This is a genomic window from Mycobacterium sp. NGS15 (genome assembly GCF_059813245.1).
Genome location: NZ_JCALEF010000003.1, coordinates 526,246 through 540,982, shown reverse-complemented (window position 1 = coordinate 540,982; position 14,737 = coordinate 526,246). Strand labels below are relative to the sequence as shown.

Genomic DNA, 14,737 nt, shown 5'->3' with positions numbered 1-14,737 from the left:
CAGATTGAGATGTCCCGGTGAATTGGGGGCAGCGTCCGGGAAATTGTGCTGGCCTAGCGTGTGCGCATGAGAGCGACACCAGGAGTGTGCAACATGGGCCGTGAACCGTGAGCAGCCTGGCCAAGATCGGCGATCCGATTCTGCCAGGTCGGAGCGCGGACCTGCGGCAGGCGCAGTACTACCAGGATGTCCTCGGCGAGCTGCGTTCGGTGGCACGGCGAGAATTGGACGACCATATGGCCTCCTTGGAGCGAAGAAGACAGAGCGGCAAGCCATCCAGCCTCTCGCGCCTGCACCGGCTCGTCGGCGCCAAGCGCGCGGAACTGGCGGCCCTTGATCAGCTGATCGGGGCGCTCAGCGATCGATTCGGCGACCACTCGACCCTGTCAGCCGGGTAGCTCCGCCCGCCGGTACGACGTGCCCGGGTGGCTGCTGGCCAGGTGCGGCCCGTGGCCACCGAGATGTTCACGCAGTGTGCGCCTTTCCCGTCGATGTGGTACCCGGCCACGACGGCGTAGCTCAGGTATGACGAAGCGGGCGACATCGACGAAGGTCCCGGGTGTGGTCACGTACGCGATGTTGAACCCGTCGATATCGGCCTCATCGACCCAGCGTTCCAGCTCGTCGGCGATCTGGGAGGCCGAGCCGACGAGAACCGGGCCGCGCCCTCCTATCCCGATCTCCTGCGCGAGTTCCCGTGTAGTCCACGTTCGGTTGGGGTCCTTGGTGAATGAGGCCAGCGCCGAACGATTGGCGTCGGTCTCGACATGACGCAATGGCTCGTCGGGGGCCAGTTCGGCCAGGTCGACACCGGTCCAGCCGCCGAACAATGCCAATGCGCCGGTGGCACTGACGAAGTGGCGGTACTCGCGCAACTTGGCGACCGCCAGGTCATGGGTCTCGGCAACTACTGGCGTCACCATCGTGAAGACCTTGATGGACCGCGGGTCACGGCCCAGCCGGGCGGCTTCCTCGCGAAGCGCCCGTACCGGCCCGCGCACCACCTGGGGTGTCGGGCCCGACACGAATACCGCTTCGGCATGCGCGGCCGCGAATTGCACTCCCCGCGGTGAGGTTCCGGCCTGGAACAGCACCGGCGTGCGCTGTGCGGATGGTTCGCACAGGAACGGCCCGGGAACGCTGAAGTACCGGCCATGGTGCTCGATGTCGTGAACCTTGGCGGGGTCGGTGAAGATACCGCGCACGCGGTCACGTACCACGGCATCGTCCTCCCACGAGCCCTCCCAGAGCTTGTAACAGACCTGCAGGTACTCGTCGGCGATGTCGTAACGCTGATCGTGCGGTATCTGTGAGTCCAGTCCTAAATTCCTTGCGGCACTGTCGAGATAGGAAGTCACGATGTTCCAGGCCACCCGGCCCTCGGTGAGATGGTCGAGTGTTGAGAGACGGCGGGCCAGGGCGTATGGCTGTTCGTAGGTGAGTGACAGGGTGATGCCAAACCCGAGGGTCTCGGTGACTGCCGCCATTGCCGACACTGCCAATGTCGGGTCGTTGACCGGGAATTGCGCGGCATCGACCACCGCGGCATCCCGTGAACCCCCGTAGACGTCGTAGGCGCCCAGCACGTCGGCGAGGAACAGCAGATCGAAACCACCTGCCTCAAGCGCCCGGGCGAGATCGGTCCAGTAGCTCAGTGTGCGATAGCGGTGTCCCTGGTCTTCGGGATGGCGCCACAGGCCTGGTGACTGGTGACCGACACATGCCATATCGAAGGCATTGAGATAGATCCGGCTCACGGGGAATCTCCGATCCGATCACGGTAGGTCTCGCGCGCGGCGCGTGCCGAGGCGAACGTGAGCGCCGCCAGTACCAGGTAATAGATGACGATGAGCCAGGGATTGCCGTGATTCGCGGCCAGCAGCGCCGCAGCGATCAATGGAGCAAACCCGCCGGACAGCACGGCACCGATCTGGTACCCGAGGGACGCGCCGCTGTACCGGACGCGGGTGTCGAACAATTCGGCGAACCACGCCGCCTGTGGGCCGTACATGGCGTCGTGAACGATATTGATGCCGAACACAATAGAGAGCACGACGAGGACCTTCGACCCGCTCGCGGCCGCCACGAAGAACAGCGTCAAGGCCACCGGGCCGACTGCAGCTCCGTACAGATAGAGCGGCCGGCGGCCCACCTTGTCGGAGAGTGCGGCCCAGGCAGGAGTGCTCAGGATGCCGATTGCCGAGGCGATCAGGACGGCAGTCAACCCAACCTGACTGTCCTTCCCGAATAGGTCCTGTAGGTAGGTCAGCGAGTACGTCGTCAGCAGCACGAACAACGCGATCTGAGATAGCCGTAAGCCCGTGGCGAGCAGCACATTACGAGGCTGAGTGCGCATCACTTCCACCACGGGGAGCCGCGCTACCTCACCGCGCTCACGCACGTGTCGGAAGACCGCCGAGTCACTCAGCCGTAGCCGGATCGCCAGGCCGATGACTACCAAGATGACGCTGCTCAGGAACGGGATGCGCCAGCCGTAGGCAAGAAATGCCTCCGACCCGGTGTACGCGCGGGCAAGGCCGAATACCGCGGTGGCCAAGAGCATTCCCGCGGGCGAGCCCAACTGGGTGAAGCTGCCGAACAGGCCCCGGTGGCCGGCCGGTGCGTGTTCCACCGACAGCAAGGCAGCCCCGCCCCATTCCGCTCCGGCAGCAAGGCCCTGCAGTACCCGTAATGCCGCAAGCGCGCTCGGTGCGAGAATCCCCACCTCGGCATAGGTCGGCAGGGCGCCGATGATTGCGGTGGCGATGCCCATGAGTAGCAGGGCGCCGACAAGAACGGCCTTACGCCCCACCCGGTCTCCCACATGCCCGGCGATCGCCGCCCCGATTGGGCGCGCACCGAAACCTGCGGCATAGGTGGCGAACGCGGCAAGGGTGCCCGCGGTTGATGAGACGGTCGGGAAGAACAGCGGCCTGAGGACGAGCGCTGCGGCCGTCGCGTAGAGGTAGAAGTCGTACCACTCAATCGTGGTGCCGACCATGCAACTCAGCGCGACGGTACGGGCGCCGGGACCGCCGTTGTCAGCCGTTCCGCCCATGTGGACGGCAGGTGCCGCGCTGGTGGTAGTCACGCGACGCCATGGTGTATTACCCGGCGGCCGGTCGGTACCTTTGCGCTCGGCGGGATTTCAGCGCCAGGGCTAGAAGCCGCCGGTCCGCATATCGGGCTGCGAATCCTCCAGCGGGGTAAGGATTGTCGCGAGCCAGATCACTGTCAGGGTCGCAGCGGCGAGTGCAGCGAGCAGCGTCCACACCAACGGATCGGACCCATCAGCGGTCTGATGCCACCACAGTGCGGCGAGACTGGTCACCGTGCTCAGTGCGGCGGTGTACGCCGCCGCACAGCACCAGCGGAAGTGTCCCCGCCGCAGGGCGATGAGCGAGACAACGCACGCCGCCAGGAACATGATCGACGTTCCGGGCACCACGGCGTCAACATGCAGCGTCGGGCTGACCTGGGCACCGAGGTTTGACCAGCGGCTCGCTGCGGCCACACCCAGGATGATGGTTGCCAATAGTGCGGTCCAGCGGCGTGACCTGCTCATCCAGACGTCCTCAAGCACGCCGCGCTCGATCGCGCGAAGTGTGTCCTCAAGCCCAACGTCCTGGCGCTGTGTCTTCACTCAAGCCTCCCAAATCCGAACATCTCTGAGAGTAGAGGTCGGATGCGGGGCCGCGGCAGTTCCGTGCCACTTAGCGCCGGTGCTGCTAGGTTCCGGCCGTGGACCTGTTTACCCACACCTGGGCAGCTCTGCGCGCCGCAGTGGCGGGCCTACCGGACGAGGCGTTTGTGCAGCCGTCTGGCTGCACCGGCTGGCTGGTCCGCGATCTGGTCTGCCATCTGATCATTGACGCGCAGGACGTGCTGATTACCCTCGCTACGCCCAGTGACGAAACACCTACACACAACGCCGTGACCTACTGGGGCATGCTGGACGCACCGCCTACCGGGGATGATCCGCTGGACGCGCTGATTGTGCGGCTTGCCGCCGCCTACCAGGAGCCCGGTCTGCTCACCTTCCATCTCGACGATCTCGGCGCGGCGGCAGGACGTGCCGCGTTGTACGCCGACCCGGACCGGCCGGTGGCCACGAAGGGGCAGATTCTCACCGCGGGCGATTACCTCGACGCCTACGTCCTGGAGTGGACGCTGCACCATCTCGACCTTGTCGCGTATCTCACCGATGTGGGAGGCCCATCGGCTGCCGGGCTGGCGCGTGCTCGTCAGATGGTGGAGCAGATAGCCGGCTACGCGTTTCCGGCGGCGCTGTCGGACATCGATGCGCTGTTGATCGGGACGGGACGGCGCTCCCCGACCCCTACGCAGGCCTTCGCGTTGAGCGCTGGTGCGGGCAGGATTCCGGTCTTCCTCGGATGAGTCACTGGCGTGACGTCGCGTTGGGGTGCTCGGTATTCGCCGCCTTGCCCATGCGCGGCTTTGAACTGCGCATTGCCTGATCCTTGGTGTTGCTCCTCCCGTCATCGTATCCACGGTAAGACACGGCGTATCATTCAGTAAACTTAGTGTCATGTGGCGTGGGGCACATCTAGACGGCCGAACCATTTATCGGCAGTCACGGCTAGCATTGGGACATGACAACGCAGTTTGACGCCGTGATCGTCGGGGCCGGTTTCGGCGGGATGGGTGCGGCGATTCAGCTCAAGGAGCTGGGCCTGACCAATCTGGCGATACTGGATCGCGAGGACGACCTTGGCGGCACCTGGCACGTCAATCACTACCCCGGTCTGGCCGTCGACATCCCTTCGGCAACATATTCGTACTCATTCGAGCCGAACCCGTATTGGTCGCGATTGTTCGCGCCGGGCGCCGAGCTCAAGCAGTACGCCGCTCACGTGGCCGAGAAGCACGATCTGCGCAAGTACATGCGCTTCAACACGCCGGTATCGGGTGCGCGCTGGGATGAGGAGGAGCAGCACTGGGTGGTGACCACCGAAGCCGGCGATACCGTCACCGGCAAGTACCTGCTCACGGCCACCGGCTACCTGTCGCAGCCGAAGATGCCCGATATCGAGGGTATCGAATCCTTCGCGGGCAAGATCATCCACACCACCAAGTGGGACAACAGCTTCCGTGCGGCGGGTCACAAGATTGGTCTGATCGGCACCGGCGCGACCGCTGTCCAGCTCATTCCCGAGCTGGCCAAGGACGCGCAACATCTCACCGTGTACCAGCGCACCCCGATCTGGGTGGTACCCAAGGCCGACGCAAAGGTTCCGGGTGTGATCAAGAAGCTCTTCGCCCGAGTGCCGCGGACCCAAAAGATCGCTCGCACAGTGGGTTCGGCGATCCTCGAGGTGATCATGGTGGGCGGCGTGTTGCACTTCCGTCAGTTCCGGCAGGCCAACAATGGGGCTGCGATGCTGGCCAAGGCGCATTTGTTCGCACAGGTGCGCGATCGCGAGCTGCGCCGCAAGCTGACGCCCGACTACGACTTCGGCTGCAAGCGGCCGACGTTCTCGAACACGTACTTTCGCGCGTTCGCCAAGAAGAACGTCAGTCTCGAAACGGCATCGATCGAGCGCATCGAGCCCGACGGCATCGTCACGAGCGACGGTCGCAAGACGGTCATCGACACCCTGGTGCTGGCCACCGGATTCAATCTGTGGGAATCGGCCTTCCCGGCATTCGAGGTGATCGGCCGTGAGGACTATAACCTCGGAAAGTTCTGGCGAGACAACCGTTTCCAGGCCTTCGAGGGCATCGCTGTGCCCAAGTTCCCGAATCTGTTGACACTCAACGGCCCGTACTCCTACAGCGGCTTGTCCTACTTCGACACCATCGAGTCGCAGATGCGGCACATGAAGCGGCTTTTCGGAGAGATGGCGCGCACCGGTGCGGAAACCTTCGAGGTCACCGAAGAAGCCAACACCGAATTCCTGAACCGCATGAACCACAATTTGGACAGTTCGGTGTTCTACCTGGGCAGTTGCCAGACAGCACGAAGCTACTATTTCAATCAGCACGGTGAGGCGGCGCTGCTGCGTCCGACGTCGACGGCCAGCGCGTACAAGGAGCAGGAGTCGTTCCCGCTCGAGGCGTATCAGCTGGTGTAGGCGGTTCAGGCCTGACTAGGTTCTGGCTAGGTGAGGACACAGTCGCCGCAGACCGCAGAACGGTCGTCGGTGAGCTGGTAGATGAGGCAGCAGCTGCGCCGCCGGAAATCCGGTCCCGCGCGTAGGGTGCCGTCGTCGATGCGCCGGTCGCGAAGGTATGTGTTGGCGGCTTGGCGCGCGGCATCCGTCAGCTCGGGTCGTGATGAGGCGATGAGGCGCGCCGCGCTATTGACGGCCGATCCGATATTTCCCCATAGGACGCGGTGGCTTACGCCGGTGTGGTCGAGCATTCCCTGAGTTATCGATTCGACGGCCGACCCGGCAAGGGCATGGGACTCCCCTGTCCGTAGGACCACCGACAGCGAAAATGGGCCGCCCAATTGGTCCTGCCACCACAACGAGTGCAATTCCTGCGAGATTCGCAGCTCACCGCAGGTTGCGGCGGCGACGGTTGGCGCGAGGATGCGCGCGACGAGGCCCAGATGCGCCACCGAGGCCGCTACCCGCAGATCGATGTCGGCGGGTACTGCCGCCGTGCGCGCGGCGAGACTGCTTCGGACCCTATCGAGCCGGTCCGCCAGTGCGGTCGATCCGTCGGTCAGCTCCGCCACTGGCCGCCACGGCGGCCTTGGTGTGTCCCCCGTGTCATGTGTCTCGACGGCGAAGAAGGGCCCAAAAGCCGATAGCTCAACCACGCCCACACGCCGATGATGCCACCAGCACGATCAAGATCACGCGCAGGCGAGGCATTGGGATTAGGTTGTTTGCGTCCACTGATCGATGGGCAGTGCGCACGAAAGGGGTGTTTGGTGGCTGAGCAGGTCGGGGGCCTCACTAGTGTCAACTTTGAGTACCACTACGCGTATCCTGCCCATCGGGTGTGGTCGATACTTACCTCGCCACAGTTCTTTGGGCAGTGGGTCAGAGATTTTGGGCCAACGAAATACGAGGCGGGGCTTAACTTTTCATTTAGCGTCTTCCCGTTCGTAGGAAGCGGATTCGTCGGAGAGATTGACGGCCGGTTCACCGAGGTGGTCGACGATGAGGTGTTGGCCTACCAGATGGCCACCCGTGACGGTTCGATTGTCATCGACTCGCGCTGGACCCTGGAGCCGGACTCGGACGGCACACGACTGTCGGTCGAGGCGACCGGATTCGATCCGCAAGAACATGACCAGATGCGGTTCAGGCAGCTATGCCTGGTGGGCTGGCCCGCCGTGCTGGAGCGGATTGACGACTTTCTGCGCGAGCGGTGATTGCAGAAAGTCGCGCTAGGTCGCGCTGGTGTGACTACTCGATCACGCGCACCAGGTAGGGGGCCATGTCGTTGAAGCGCACCGGCGATACCTGCACCGCAGGTTCGGACGCTTCCAGCATGAGGTTGTTCCCGAGGAACATCGTCACGCTCTGGCTACCGTCGGGTCCGTAGAAGATGAGATCTCCTGGAAGCGCCTGTGCTGGAAGTACTTTCCGCCCGACGTTGTACTGATCGCCGGACCGGCGGGGCAGCTTGATACCCGCGGCGGCGTAGGAGTACACCATGAGCCCTGAGGCGTCGAATCCCGGAACCCTCGGGGCGGGCGTGGCCACTGGTGCCGGGATCAGCCCGAGCAGGCTCGTGGTCGCCTCGGGTGCGGCCGGCGCAGTGTCGGTGCGCGTGGTTGGGCCTTCGGTGTTGCCGCCCCCATACGTGAACGGCACGCCACGCTGGGACAGACCCCTGGCGATCACCGCATTGATGGTCTTCTGGGTGTCGGCGGGGCTCCTGGGAACATCGGCGGAGGCCAGCCCCGGCGTAGCCAACAATAGGGCGATGCCGAGCATGACTGCGTAGGTGCGTTTCATTCGATTGTCGCTTCTCTCCGGCCGTGAGCTCTGACTCCCGGGTGGTTCGTTCCGGCCGGCGATGACCACCAAGATCCTTTCTACCGTGGACAGCTTGAAGATCCCAATTAGGTTCTGCGACATGGCCAATGAGTTGTCGTACTGTGACCCAACGGTGACACAGCGAAGCGGTGCGGCGACAAGTCAACCCTTGCGCTCAACGTTTCTTGAGCGCGGTCGGCCCGCCGGTCGTAGGCTGACGTCATGACCGATCACGACCGCCTTGCCACCCGCCGCGAGATTGCCGACGCCCTCACGAGTGCGTTCGAACGGCGTCACGACGTACTTGATCTGATTGTGGAAGCCGATGACCGAAAGAGTGCCATCGATGCGATCGCTGCATTGCTGGGAACTTCTCACTTGGGTGGCGAAGCGGTCATGGGAATGTCGTTCGACCAGCTGACCAAGGATGAGCGCCGCAGGAACGCCGCAGAGCTCGAGGATCTCAACAGCCAGCTCACCTTCACCCTCATGGAGCGTCCCGCGAGCTCGGGAGACAGCCTCGAACTGCGACCGTTCTCCGGAGACGCCGATGTCGATATTTTCGAGGTCCGCACCGAAGAGATGGGCCAGGCGGGTGACGGTTCCGGCGCCCCAGCCGGCGGCCTGGAAGAAGAGCTGAGGGCGGCGCTGGCGCGCATCGATGACGAGGAAGCGGCCTGGTTCGTCGCGATCGAAGGGCCCAGCAAGGTGGGCCTCGTCTTTGGCGAGCTGGTCGACGGTGAGGTCAACGTGCGGATCTGGGTTCATCCCGATCATCGAAAGAAGGGTTACGGCACAGCGGCTTTGCGGAAGTCTCGGTCGGTGATGGCGGCATACTTCCCCGCCGTTCCCATGGTGGTGCGGGCCCCCGGGTTCGCTCCTTCGTGAGTGTCGAGGTAGGCCGGGCGCTCATCAAGAGTGTTAATCAATGTGCTTGATGCGCTGATGAATTGGTGGGGATTTTCTGGACGACACGCCGCCCGGCCGTACCGCTTCGGGCGGTGGAACATTGGCGAGGTCCGCTACTGTTAGCGCGGTATGAGCACATACGAGGAATCTCCGATGGGCATTCTGGTGTCTCAGATCTATCGAGTGCTGTGGTCACGTGCCTCGGTGATCGTGCGCGACTTTGGCGTGACCGTTCCGCAGATGGAGTGCCTGGCCGTGCTGTCCGCACAACCGGGGATATCCAATGTTGAAATCGCCGCGGAGCTCCGCATCACACCCCAGGCGGTCAGTTTGGTCCAGCGCTCGCTCGAAGAGGCGGGCCTGGTGAATCGTTCGCGTCGACAGGCCGACGCCAGGGTGCTGACCACCGAGTTGACGGCGAAAGGCCGGAAGCTCTTCGAGCGTGCCGATGCCACGCTGCGCGAGGATGACGACGAGATACTGGCCAACATGACGGATAAAGATCGCGCTCAGCTGCGCAGGCTGCTCGGTGGTGTCATCGAAACGATGTCGGCGAGGTAATTCCGCCCGCGTCGAGTGCAGAAGTGCTCGGTGTCAACATTATTGTCGGCCTCTTTGTGCTGGTCGGACGGGTTTCGAACTCGTCTCCACTCTTTTGTCAATTTCCTGGATTCATTCCAGATAATTGAGGCATACTGACGACGTGGCCTTCACATCGGATGAGTACGCGGCCCTGCTGCGGACCGCTGACCTGCGTGTGACCCGGCCCCGGGTCGCCGTCCTGGAGGCCGTGGAAGCGAACCCACACGCCGATACCGAGACTGTTTTTGGTGTCGTGAGGGCGGGCCTGCCTGAGGTGTCCCGGCAGGCCGTCTACGACGTCTTGGCGGCGCTGACCTCGGCGGGCCTGGTGCGCAAGATTCAGCCCTCGGGCTCCGTCGCGCGGTACGAATCGCGCGTCGGCGACAACCATCACCATGTCGTATGCCGCTCGTGCGGTGTCATCGCGGACGTCGACTGCGCCGTCGGCGCCGCGCCCTGCCTTACCCCGTCCGACTACAACGGTTTCATCCTCGAGGAGGCTGAGGTCATTTATTGGGGCCTGTGCCCCAACTGCGCTTCCCCGCAAGTGCCCACACGAATTTCGGGATCACACACGTGATCACAGCCCACATCACCCCCTCCCGAAAGGATCGCTGTGCCTGAAGAACACCCGCCCATTGCCGAGGCGAACAACCAGCCATCGAACGGTTGCCCCGTTGCGGGCGGTCGTCTGAACTACCCCGTTGAGGGTGGTAACGCCAATCGTGAATGGTGGCCCACCCAGCTCAACCTGCAAATCCTCAAGAAGAATCCCCCTGCTGCGAACCCCCTCGGTGAGGACTTCGACTATGCAAAGGCCGTACAGACGATCGATGTCGACGAGCTCAAAGCCGATGTCTCCAGGGTGCTGACCGACTCTCAGGACTGGTGGCCGGCTGATTTCGGCAACTACGGCCCGATGTTCATTCGTATGTCGTGGCATGCCGCAGGCACCTACCGTGTCGCTGACGGTCGGGGCGGTGCGGGCGCCGGTATGCAGCGGTTCGCCCCGCTGAACAGCTGGCCCGACAACGTGCTGTTGGATCGCGCGCGGCGGCTGCTGTGGCCCGTCAAGAAGAAGTACGGAAACTCCCTGTCCTGGGCCGATCTCATCGTCTTCGCGGGTAACCACGCCATGGACACCATGGGGTTCAAGACCTTTGGGTTCGCGTTCGGGCGCGAGGACCGCTGGGAGCCCGAGCAGGATGTCTACTGGGGTCCTGAACACACCTGGTTGGGCGACGAGCGCTACACCGGTGATCGCGACCTGGAGAACCCCCTTGCCGCGGTGCAGATGGGGCTGATTTACGTCAACCCCGAAGGCCCCAACGGCAATCCGGATCCACTGGCCGCCGCCATCGATATCCGCGAGACCTTTGGCCGGATGGCGATGAACGACGAGGAAACCGCGGCGCTGATCGTCGGTGGTCACACCTTCGGTAAGACGCACGGCGCGGGCGATGCCGGGCTGGTCGGGCCGGACCCCGAGGATGCGCCGCTGGAGCAGATGGGCATCGGCTGGAAGAGCTCGTTCGGCTCCGGCAAGGGCAATGACGCGATCGGCAGTGGTCTGGAAGTCACCTGGACCCACACACCCACCAAGTGGGACAACAGCTTTCTGGAGATTTTGTACGGCAACGAGTGGGAATTGACCAAGAGCCCCGCCGGCGCACATCAGTGGAAGCCCAAGGATGGCGGTTGGGCCAACTCGGTACCGATGGCCCAGGGCACGGGCAAGACGCACCCCTCGATGCTCACCACGGATCTATCGATGCGGTTCGACCCCATCTACGAAGGGATCACCCGGCGCTGGCTCGACCATCCCGAAGAGCTGGCCGACGCCTATGCCAAGGCCTGGTACAAGCTGATCCACCGCGACCTGGGACCGGTCACTCGCTACCTCGGTCCGTTGGTGCCCAAGGAGACCCTGCTCTGGCAGGATGTCATCCCCGCCTCGGAAACCAACATCGGGGACGATGACGTCGCCGAGCTGAAGAAGCAGGTTCTCGCTTCCGGCCTCACTGTGCCGCAGCTTGTTTCCACAGCATGGAAGGCAGCTGCCTCGTATCGCAACAGCGATAAGCGCGGCGGTGCCAACGGTGGCCGTATCCGGTTGCAGCCGCAGGCCGGCTGGGAGTCCAACGAGCCCGATGAGCTCGCCCAGGTGATCCGTACGCTCGAGGGCATCCAGGAGTCCTTCAACGCCGGCGGCAAGAAGGTTTCGTTCGCCGATCTCGTCGTCCTCGGTGGCGCTGCCGCGGTCGAAAAGGCGGCCAAGGATGCCGGATTCGATATCGCCGTGCCGTTCACACCCGGACGTGGCGATGCGACCCAGGAACAGACCGATGTCGAGTCGTTCTCGTACCTGGAGCCGGCCGCCGATGGTTTCCGTAACTACCTGGGCAAGGGTGCGCAGATTCCTGCCGAGTACAAGTTGATCGACAAAGCCAACCTGTTGGCGCTGTCCCCGCCCGAACTGACTGTTCTGGTCGGCGGTCTGCGCGTGCTGGGTGCCAACTACCAGGGCTCCGAGCTCGGTGTGCTCACGGAGAATCCCGGAACGTTGACGAACGATTTCTTCGTCAACCTGGTCGACATGGGTACGGAGTGGACGCCGTCGTCAGCCGACGACGGCACGTACGTGGGAACCGATCGTGCCAGCGGTGCGGCGAAGTGGACCGCGAGCCGGGTGGATCTTGTATTCGGTGCGAACTCCGAGCTGCGTGCTCTTGCAGAGGTTTACGCACAGGACGACGCCAAGGAGAAGTTCGTCAAGGACTTCGTCGCGGCGTGGGTCAAGGTGTCGAATGCGGACCGGTTCGACATTCGCTGATATTCACAGAATGTGGGTGGCCGGCTCCTTCGGGGGCCGGCCATCGCGCTATGTGTCAGGACTGGTCAACGTCTGTCATCTGGGTCTTTCGTCTGAGTACGCGTCGTCAGCGGTACGCCAGCCTCTTCGAAGATCTCCTCGATGGCGTCCCAGTCCCTCTTCCCCACCGCGGACTTGATGCGCGTCGCGTCCTGTAGCACGAATCGGAACGGCTGATCTTCGGGTGTGCCGAATCCGCCGCGAAGGCAATCGACAAGGGCGTCGAGGTTGCTGCCGAAGTAGCCGCCTGGACCGTTCACCGCGCGGCCGAGCTCGGTGAAGAAATCCGCCCGGGTACGGACGCGGGAGCCATCGACGAGATAGGTCTTCATGCGCCGTCAACCTCACAGAATGACTGGTAGTGATCGCCCGTGTAGTAGATGTGCGGCGGATCGTTCAGCGGATTGCCGCCGGTGATGACGCGCCGCGTGCCGCGCGTCTTACTGCCTGGGGTGCGGACCGTGTACTCGTGGTAGTACCCGCGGGGCTCGGAGGGCAGTATCCTCTCGCGGTTCTGGAACACGACGCCGTCGTTGCGGGGATACGGAAACGGTCCGCCGGCATGGATCAAGTCCACGGTTCCGGTGGTCTCGGACGGTAGCTCGGACAGATTGCACTGGGAGATGCTGGCGCGCGCCGGTAAGGGATCGGTACAACCGATGAGGGCCAATGCGAGGACCGCGGCGCCGACGGCACGCAAACACGGTGACATGCCTCGACGGTACTGCATACATCTGCTGGAACTTGTGGTCGTCGACGACTGAGCTCTCGATAGCTACCTCGTTCTTCCCCGCAGCACGGCCAATTCGGTATGTGCGGAAGTATGTTCGGCCTCCGCCAGTGTGGCTTGCTCGTCGGCGGGGTCGGCGAACAGGAACGAGCCGGTGCCGGGTGCGCCGGCCGATCCGAGCTTGTTCATGCGCTGAGGTACCGCCGCGCCCTGGTATTCCAGGGGGATGGCGTGGCCGTGCTCGTCGACTCCGGCCAGTGGCTGGTGGATCTCGATGTATTCGCCGTGCGGCAGCCGTTTGATGATGCCGGTCTCGATGCCGTGTTCCAGGACTGCGCGGTCGCTGCGTTGCAGGCCGATGGCCCACCGGTAGGCGAGGTAGTACACGATGGCCGGCAGGATGAGCGTGCCGATGCGGCCGATCCATGTTGTCGCGTTCAGCGAGATGTGGAACTTCAGGGCGATGATGTCGTTCATGCACGACAGTGTGAGCAGCATGTACAGCGAAAAGGCAGCTGCCCCAATCGCGGTGCGTACCGGAGCATCACGCGGACGCTGCAGCAGGTTGTGATGGGCGCCGTCGCCGGTCATGCGTCTCTCGATCCAGGGCCAAGCGACAATCACCGTGAACGCGAGCATGATGCCCAGCACGCCCCACAGCACCGCCGGCACGGTGTATCCAGCGATATACAGCTCCCAATCCGGGACGAGCCGCAGCAGACCATCGGTCCACATCAGGTAGATATCGGGTGGCGACCCGGCCGCTACCTGGGATGGCTTGTAGGGCCCGAGGTTCCAGACCGGATTGATCTGCAGTAGGCCGCCCATGAGTGCCACAACGGCCGTCACGACGGCGAAGAACGCACCGGATTTGAGGGCGAACACCGGAACGATCCTCACCCCAACAACATTGGACTCGGTGCGACGCGGGCCGGGGAATTGAGTGTGCTTCTGGTACCACACGAGCGCAAGGTGCACGCCGATGAGAGCGATCATGATGGCAGGAATGAGCAGCACATGTAGCGCGTAAAGCCTTGGTAGCACGATATTTCCGGGGAAGTCGCCGCCGAACAACGCCCAATGCATCCAGGTGCCGATGACCGGTAGCGACATCATGCCCTGGGTGACCACGCGAAGTCCGGTGCCGGACAGCAGATCATCGGGTAGTGAGTATCCGGCGAACCCTTCTGCCATGGCAAGGATCAGCAGGACCGAGCCGATCACCCAGTTGGCCTCGCGGGGGCGGCGGAATGCGCCGGTAAAGAAGATGCGCGCCAGGTGCACGACGATTGAGGCCGCGAACATCAGCGCGGCCCAGTGGTGGATCTGTCGCACGAACAAGCCACCGCGGACCTCGAAGCTCAGATTCAAGGCACTCTCGTAGGCCTTGGACATCTGCACGCCGCGCAGCGGCTGATAGACGCCGTTGTAGGTGACCTCGGCCATCGACGGGTCGAAGAACAGCGCCAGATAGATGCCCGAGAGCAGCAGCACCACAAAGCTGTACAGCGCGATCTCGCCCAGGAGGAACGACCAGTGTGTCGGGAAGACCTTGTTCATCTGTCTGCGCAGGCTCGATGCCGCGCGGTAGCGCGAGTCGATCGCGCTGGCAAGCTCCGTTGCTTGACCCATAGCTGCTCCCTCGGGAAGAGACTTTGCGCCTACTACGAAGGGTAGTACGTC

At 63.5% G+C, this 14,737-nt stretch carries 16 protein-coding genes; 8 read left to right on the top strand and 8 right to left on the bottom strand.

The features are described from left to right. The first annotated feature begins 107 nt into the window (after nucleotides 1–107). Nucleotides 108–398 carry a hypothetical protein gene (locus tag AC5Y5C_RS10315; RefSeq protein ID WP_499971501.1) on the top strand — a complete coding sequence of 97 codons (291 nt, stop codon included), beginning with the start codon at nucleotides 108–110 and terminating at the stop codon, nucleotides 396–398. On the opposite strand, the gene AC5Y5C_RS10310 is transcribed toward AC5Y5C_RS10315, so the two are convergent. The 3 genes from AC5Y5C_RS10310 to AC5Y5C_RS10300 form a co-directional block, all read right to left on the bottom strand. Beyond that, entirely contained in the window at nucleotides 387–1,757 is a 1,371-nt protein-coding gene (locus tag AC5Y5C_RS10310; protein ID WP_499971499.1) for an LLM class flavin-dependent oxidoreductase, read from the bottom strand. The genes AC5Y5C_RS10315 and AC5Y5C_RS10310 overlap by 12 nt on opposite strands. Next, nucleotides 1,754–3,001 (bottom strand): MFS transporter, encoded by a 1,248-nt coding sequence (locus AC5Y5C_RS10305; RefSeq protein ID WP_499971872.1) that lies wholly within the window; start codon nucleotides 2,999–3,001, stop codon nucleotides 1,754–1,756. Before AC5Y5C_RS10305 ends, AC5Y5C_RS10310 begins: the two co-directional genes overlap by 4 nt. Before the next feature lie 159 nt (nucleotides 3,002–3,160). Further along, on the bottom strand, nucleotides 3,161–3,643 hold the full coding sequence (locus tag AC5Y5C_RS10300; protein ID WP_499971498.1) for a hypothetical protein: 483 nt from the start codon (nucleotides 3,641–3,643) through the stop codon (nucleotides 3,161–3,163). 98 nt (nucleotides 3,644–3,741) lie between these two features. Here AC5Y5C_RS10300 and AC5Y5C_RS10295 point away from each other — a divergent pair, with 98 nt between their 5' ends. Continuing rightward, complete coding sequence (locus tag AC5Y5C_RS10295) at nucleotides 3,742–4,398, top strand: maleylpyruvate isomerase N-terminal domain-containing protein (RefSeq protein ID WP_499971496.1); 657 nt, start codon at nucleotides 3,742–3,744, stop codon at nucleotides 4,396–4,398. A gap of 215 nt (nucleotides 4,399–4,613) precedes the next feature. Next, on the top strand, nucleotides 4,614–6,095 hold the full coding sequence (locus AC5Y5C_RS10290; RefSeq protein WP_499971494.1) for a flavin-containing monooxygenase: 1,482 nt from the start codon (nucleotides 4,614–4,616) through the stop codon (nucleotides 6,093–6,095). Nucleotides 6,096–6,121: 26 nt separating this feature from the next. On the opposite strand, the gene AC5Y5C_RS10285 is transcribed toward AC5Y5C_RS10290, so the two are convergent. After that, nucleotides 6,122–6,796: a (2Fe-2S)-binding protein gene (locus tag AC5Y5C_RS10285; protein WP_499971492.1), complete on the bottom strand. Its 675-nt coding sequence runs from the start codon at nucleotides 6,794–6,796 to the stop codon at nucleotides 6,122–6,124. 108 nt (nucleotides 6,797–6,904) lie between these two features. Between AC5Y5C_RS10285 and AC5Y5C_RS10280 the strand changes: the two genes are divergently transcribed. Then, nucleotides 6,905–7,351, top strand: coding sequence for an SRPBCC family protein (locus AC5Y5C_RS10280; protein ID WP_499971490.1), 447 nt, complete (start codon nucleotides 6,905–6,907; stop codon nucleotides 7,349–7,351). Nucleotides 7,352–7,385: 34 nt separating this feature from the next. Here the strand turns inward: AC5Y5C_RS10280 and ripD are convergent, their stop codons facing one another. Beyond that, nucleotides 7,386–7,940, bottom strand: a complete 555-nt coding sequence (gene ripD, locus AC5Y5C_RS10275; RefSeq protein ID WP_499971488.1) for an NlpC/P60 family peptidoglycan-binding protein RipD — start codon at nucleotides 7,938–7,940, stop codon at nucleotides 7,386–7,388. Between the two features lie 243 nt (nucleotides 7,941–8,183). Here ripD and AC5Y5C_RS10270 point away from each other — a divergent pair, with 243 nt between their 5' ends. From AC5Y5C_RS10270 to katG, 4 genes are all read left to right on the top strand, one after another. Further along, nucleotides 8,184–8,849: a GNAT family N-acetyltransferase gene (locus AC5Y5C_RS10270; protein ID WP_499971486.1), complete on the top strand. Its 666-nt coding sequence runs from the start codon at nucleotides 8,184–8,186 to the stop codon at nucleotides 8,847–8,849. Between the two features lie 174 nt (nucleotides 8,850–9,023). After that, nucleotides 9,024–9,431 carry a MarR family winged helix-turn-helix transcriptional regulator gene (locus AC5Y5C_RS10265; protein WP_499971868.1) on the top strand — a complete coding sequence of 136 codons (408 nt, stop codon included), beginning with the start codon at nucleotides 9,024–9,026 and terminating at the stop codon, nucleotides 9,429–9,431. Between the two features lie 142 nt (nucleotides 9,432–9,573). Then, the gene (locus AC5Y5C_RS10260; RefSeq protein WP_499971484.1) at nucleotides 9,574–10,032 is read left to right on the top strand and encodes a Fur family transcriptional regulator; all 459 of its coding nucleotides are present in this window, start codon (nucleotides 9,574–9,576) and stop codon (nucleotides 10,030–10,032) included. Between the two features lie 36 nt (nucleotides 10,033–10,068). Continuing rightward, nucleotides 10,069–12,285, top strand: coding sequence for a catalase/peroxidase HPI (gene katG, locus AC5Y5C_RS10255; protein WP_499971482.1), 2,217 nt, complete (start codon nucleotides 10,069–10,071; stop codon nucleotides 12,283–12,285). Nucleotides 12,286–12,350: 65 nt separating this feature from the next. On the opposite strand, the gene AC5Y5C_RS10250 is transcribed toward katG, so the two are convergent. The 3 genes from AC5Y5C_RS10250 to qcrB are packed head-to-tail and all read right to left on the bottom strand — an operon-like array spanning nucleotide 12,351 to nucleotide 14,686. Next, the gene (locus tag AC5Y5C_RS10250) at nucleotides 12,351–12,656 is read right to left on the bottom strand and encodes a barstar family protein (protein WP_499971480.1); all 306 of its coding nucleotides are present in this window, start codon (nucleotides 12,654–12,656) and stop codon (nucleotides 12,351–12,353) included. Beyond that, the gene (locus AC5Y5C_RS10245) at nucleotides 12,653–13,054 is read right to left on the bottom strand and encodes a guanyl-specific ribonuclease (protein ID WP_499971478.1); all 402 of its coding nucleotides are present in this window, start codon (nucleotides 13,052–13,054) and stop codon (nucleotides 12,653–12,655) included. The genes AC5Y5C_RS10250 and AC5Y5C_RS10245 overlap by 4 nt, the downstream gene beginning before the upstream one ends. Before the next feature lie 45 nt (nucleotides 13,055–13,099). Next, nucleotides 13,100–14,686 carry a cytochrome bc1 complex cytochrome b subunit gene (qcrB, locus tag AC5Y5C_RS10240; RefSeq protein WP_499971476.1) on the bottom strand — a complete coding sequence of 529 codons (1,587 nt, stop codon included), beginning with the start codon at nucleotides 14,684–14,686 and terminating at the stop codon, nucleotides 13,100–13,102. Nucleotides 14,687–14,737: the final 51 nt, after the last annotated feature.